General features: G+C 34.3%; 5 protein-coding genes. All 5 read left to right on the top strand.

Annotated features, from left to right (window positions below; genetic code table 11):
* Positions 1-174: stage II sporulation protein P (locus ACW2QF_RS17250; RefSeq protein WP_455717255.1), on the top strand; the 174-nt coding region annotated here is incomplete at its 5' end.
* A 140-nt stretch (positions 175-314) separates the two neighbouring features.
* Complete coding sequence (gene lepA / locus ACW2QF_RS17245; RefSeq protein ID WP_455717254.1) at positions 315-2,129, top strand: translation elongation factor 4; 1,815 nt, start codon at positions 315-317, stop codon at positions 2,127-2,129.
* A 1-nt stretch (position 2,130) separates the two neighbouring features.
* The gene (gene hemW, locus ACW2QF_RS17240) at positions 2,131-3,327 is read left to right on the top strand and encodes a radical SAM family heme chaperone HemW (protein ID WP_455717253.1); all 1,197 of its coding nucleotides are present in this window, start codon (positions 2,131-2,133) and stop codon (positions 3,325-3,327) included.
* An 87-nt stretch (positions 3,328-3,414) separates the two neighbouring features.
* Positions 3,415-4,635 carry a hypothetical protein gene (locus tag ACW2QF_RS17235; protein ID WP_455717252.1) on the top strand — a complete coding sequence of 407 codons (1,221 nt, stop codon included), beginning with the start codon at positions 3,415-3,417 and terminating at the stop codon, positions 4,633-4,635.
* A gap of 232 nt (positions 4,636-4,867) precedes the next feature.
* Positions 4,868-5,414 (top strand): HrcA family transcriptional regulator (locus ACW2QF_RS17230; RefSeq protein WP_455717251.1); only part of this gene is annotated, 547 nt, incomplete at its 3' end.

The raw sequence follows: 5,414 nt of genomic DNA, 5'->3' as shown, positions 1-5,414 counted from the left end.
TATCTAAAGAGCTATCGATATAATCTACATTTGTTACCGAGATCTACACTAGTAGAATTAGGAACTTCGAATAATACCGTACAAGAGGCAAAGAATGCAATGGAACCATTTGCAAATGTACTATATCAAGTATTGTCTGGAGATACAACAAAGACACCTACTGCAACAAAATAGTGGTATCGATGAACGAGTAAATTTTCTTGTGTCTACTAGTTTCCTATGATATAATGCTTCATAGAAACATGGATAATAAGCCTATTATAGGGTGATGGTGCGACTTTGCAACATCACCCCTTGGCTCAGGAGGAATATAGATGGCACATATTGACCAGAGTAAAATAAGAAATTTTTGTATTATTGCGCATATCGATCATGGTAAATCTACATTAGCTGACCGAATTATTGAAAAGACTGGTCTTCTTACTAGTAGAGAGATGCAAGCACAAGTACTTGATAACATGGAGCTTGAGCGTGAAAGAGGTATTACGATTAAAGCGCAAACAGTTCGTATCGTATATAAAGCAAAGAATGGCGAAGAGTATGTCTTCAACTTAATTGATACTCCAGGACACGTTGACTTTAACTACGAAGTATCAAGAAGTCTTGCAGCTTGTGAAGGCGCAATTCTAGTTGTTGATGCAGCGCAAGGTATTGAGGCTCAGACATTAGCCAATGTATACTTAGCTCTCGACCATGATCTTGATATCATGCCTGTTATCAATAAGATTGACTTACCAAGTGCTGAACCTGACCGCGTAAAGAACGAGATAGAAGATGTAATTGGTTTGGAAGCACAAGATGCTCCACTTATTTCAGCAAAGAATGGTATTAACATTGAAGAGGTGTTAGAACAGATTGTTACTAAGATTCCAGCACCACAAGGTGATCCTGACGCACCATTACAAGCGTTAATTTTCGACTCTGTATATGATGCATATAAAGGAGTTATAATCTTTTGTCGTATCAAAGAAGGTACGGTTAAGAGAGGTACTGAAATTAAGATGATGGCAACTGGAGCGGTAGCTGATGTTGTTGAAATCGGTTATTTTGGTGCAGGTCAGTTTATTCCTTGTGATGAACTATCTGCAGGAATGGTTGGATATATCACAGCAAGTCTTAAGAATGTAAAAGACACTCGTGTAGGTGATACCGTAACAGATGCAAACAATCCTTGTAGTACACCATTACCTGGATATAAGAAAGTTAATCCAATGGTTTACTGTGGTATGTATCCAGCTGATGGTGCAAAATACGGTGATTTACGTGATGCATTAGAGAAATTACAACTTAATGATGCAGCTTTACAATTTGAGGCAGAAACATCAGTAGCACTTGGCTTTGGTTTCCGTTGTGGATTCTTAGGATTATTACATCTTGAAATTATACAAGAACGACTCGAAAGAGAATATAATCTTGATATCGTAACTACTGCACCTGGTGTAATCTATAAAGTTCATAAGACAGATGGACAAGTAATTGATGTAACAAATCCTTCAAACTTACCAAATCCGTCTGAGATTTTGTATATGGAAGAACCAATCGTAAGCGCAGAGATTATGGTAACAACGGAATTCGTTGGCGCGATTATGACATTATGCCAAGAAAGACGTGGTGTATATCTTGGTATGGAATATATGGAAGAGACAAGAGCGCTACTAAAATATGAACTGCCACTTAATGAAATTATCTACGATTTCTTTGATGCATTAAAATCAAGATCAAGAGGATATGCTTCTTTTGATTATGAGATGAAAGGATATGAAAAATCAGAACTTGTTAAACTTGATATCCTAATTAATAAAGAAGAAGTGGATGCATTATCATTTATCGTGCATGCGGAAACTGCCTATGATCGTGGTAGAAGAATGTGCGAAAAATTGAAGAATGAGATCCCAAGACAATTATTTGAAATACCAATTCAGGCGGCAATCGGTAGCAAGGTAATTGCAAGAGAAACTGTTAAAGCAATGCGTAAGGACGTTCTTGCTAAATGTTACGGTGGTGATATCTCAAGAAAGAGAAAACTACTTGAAAAACAAAAAGAAGGTAAGAAGAGAATGCGTCAAATTGGTAATGTAGAAATACCACAAAAGGCATTCATGAGCGTTCTTAAATTAGACGAGGAGTAGAATGTTAAAGAATAAAAATCCTATAGGAATTTATATTCATATTCCTTTCTGTGATACCAAATGTGCTTACTGTGACTTCTTATCAGGCCCATCGAATGATGATAATAAGAAACATTATGTAGATGCTTTGGTGGAACAAATCAAAGAATATTCCTATCTTAATGAGGAGTATTATGTTCGTACTATATTCATAGGTGGGGGAACCCCAAGTAGCATTGATCCAATGGATATAAGAAGAATTCTAGAAACGGTATATGAAATATTTTCTATAGAGAATACTAGTGATAACAATAATAAGACGATAGAGATTACCATAGAGGCTAACCCAGGTACCTTAACGAAGGATAAACTACTTATATATAAGGATGCCGGAATCAACCGTATTAGTATGGGACTACAATCAGTGAATGATGAAGAATTAAAATTACTTGGACGTATTCATTCGTATAAGCAGTTTGAAGAGAATTATCATCTTGCAAGAGAATGTGGTTTTAACAATATTAATATTGATCTTATGTCTGCCCTTCCTGGGCAGACGGTTGATACTTGGGAGCGTACCTTAAAAACTGTTATTGAGCTTAATCCAGAACATATATCGGCGTATAGTTTAATAATAGAAGAAGGGACACCTTTTTATTCGAGGTACTCTGATGGTAGTAATTTGCCAACGGAGGAAGATGATCGACAAATGTATCATCTAACTAAGAAATTACTTAGAGAAGCAGGATATGAACGATACGAGATATCAAATTATGCAAAAGAAGGTTATGAAAGCAAGCATAATTCTTCTTATTGGGAGTGTATTGATTATATTGGTTTTGGATTAGGAGCTTCATCTTGCTTGCACAATACCCGTTTTCATAATGAAGAGAAATTGAAAACATTTATAAACCAAGGAAAAAATGATTTGGTTATGAAAGGTTTATCAAATGATAAAAAATTTGATAAACAAGATGTACTACATCTTACTACAAAAGAACAGATGGAAGAGTGTATGTTCCTAGGTCTTAGAATGATGAAGGGTGTAGATATTAATCAGTTTGAAGAGCGATTTGAAGCCCGATTTGATGATATCTATGGAAAAGTTGCTAAAGAGATGATTTCAGATGGTTTATTAATAAAGAAAGATCATAATCTTATGTTAACGGAACGTGGTATTGATCTTAGTAATTATGTAATGTCAGAGTTCTTATTATGATATAGAAACCAATCCCCATAAGGTGTTTGCCATAGGCAACTTATAGGGATTGGTTTTTTAGTGAATTGACAGAAGGGACTGACTATAATGTTACGAATTAGAAAAAAGAAGAAGGTATTCATGGTTTTGTTGATTGTATGTATCATAATTTCTAAAATTCATATAACAATTCCAGTTCAGGCGAGTGGGAAAGTATATAGGATAACAACAAGCACGAAACCATGTGATAATTCGGCAAAATACAGTACATATAACAAATATACAAAACATTATTATATGCTGCTATCCTATTTAAAGAAACTTGAGGTAGAAGGGGGAGGTACTCTAGAGTTATCAAAAGGTACCTATACAATAACGAATACGCTCTATGTTCCATCTAATGTAACAATTAAACTAAAGGATGGCGTGAAGATTGTAAAAGGGAAGAAAACAGGTACAAGCAAATTCTCTGCTTCTAAGTCCATATTCCAGTTTTGTAGATATTCTAAAAGTAGCAAAAGTGGAGTGTATAAGAAGTATAATGGTGAATCAAACATATCATTAATTGGAGAAGGGACCGTTATTATTAATATGAATTATGATAAAGATGCGGTGGGAATTATGATGTGTCATAATCGTAATATTAAGATAATGGGAATAACGTTTCAAAACATGTATAGCGGACACTTTATAGAGATGGATTCCTCCAATACCGTAGTCATTAAAAATTGTACCTTCAAGAATCATAAAGATTCAGAGAACAACAATAAAGAAGCAATTAATCTAGATACACCAGATAAGAGTACCAATGGATTCCACGCAAATTGGAGTTCCTATGATAAAACAGCCAATGAGGATGTCACCATATCTTATTGTACTTTCAAGAATCTTGAGCGTTCCATAGGAACACATAAATATTCTCAGAACAAGTTGCATACGAATGTGAAGATTCTAAATAATCAGATTACTAATTGTGATCAAGATGCAATTCGTGTAATGAACTGGAAAGAGCCAATAATTAAAGGCAATACTATCACAAATGTAGGAAATAAGAAAGCGGGGCTACGAGCGATTCTTATGAGTGGGGTAATCAATCCACAAATTTCAGGAAATGTGTTTAAGAAGGTGTCAAGATCTATACAGATTATCCCTTGGAAGAATACTGGTGATGGAGAGCAATATGACATTATATATAGTTCCATTAGTGATGCTTGTATAGAGATTATGAAGGACAATAAATTAATAGATGGGGATGAATATTTTATACGATATAGTAAGGAATATAAGGAATTCAAAAACAACACTGTGAAAATACCATTAAAGCCTTAGGGTGGTTATGGATACACTAGCCATTAATAAAAATATAAAACTTGGTTACCCTAGTAAATAATCAAAAAACTTCCCATTATTATTGTTCTGAAAATTTTAAAAAATATTCTTGACAAAAGAATTGCATAGTGATATTTTATTTATAAAGATATTAGCACTCTACTTAAATGAGTGCTAACAATCAAAAAACCTAATAGTTCTTATTTAGTATAAGTAAGAAAGGAGTGGTCTGGTGCAGTTAGATGATAGAAAGTGGAAGATATTACAGGCGATTATTCACACCTATCTAGAGACGGGTGAGCCGGTAGGATCAAGAACAATATCAAAATATACTGATTTGAATCTAAGTTCTGCAACTATTCGTAATGAGATGTCAGACCTAGAAGAGTTAGGTTATATTATTCAACCACATACTTCCGCTGGTAGAATTCCTTCCGATAAAGGATATCGATTATATGTTGATACTTTGATGGAACATAAGGAAAAGGAAGTTCAAGACATGAAGGAAATCTTGATTGAAAAAGCAGATAAGATGGAACTTCTGTTGCAACAAGTAGCCAGGATGTTGGCACAGAATACGAACTACGCAACAATGGTAACTACACCACAATATCGTCACAGAAAAGTAAAGTTCGTGCAATTAAGTGAAGTTGATGAAGAGCAAATTCTTCTTGTTATAGTATTAGAAGGTAACATAGTAAAGAATAAATTTATAACATCGACAGAGTTAATTGAAAAAGAACTGATTCTGAAATTAAACATATTATTGAATACATTTC

It is taken from the genome of Anaerosporobacter sp., from assembly GCF_965301125.1.
This window is presented reverse-complemented; position numbering and strand designations above follow the sequence as displayed.

Excerpts from the sequence above, each read along its gene's own strand:
- lepA (WP_455717254.1), top strand. The coding sequence starts at position 315 with ATGGCACATATTGACCAGAGTAAAATAAGAAATTTTTGTATTATTGCG.
- hemW (WP_455717253.1), top strand. The coding sequence starts at position 2,131 with ATGTTAAAGAATAAAAATCCTATAGGAATTTATATTCATATTCCTTTC.
- ACW2QF_RS17235 (WP_455717252.1), top strand. The coding sequence starts at position 3,415 with ATGTTACGAATTAGAAAAAAGAAGAAGGTATTCATGGTTTTGTTGATT.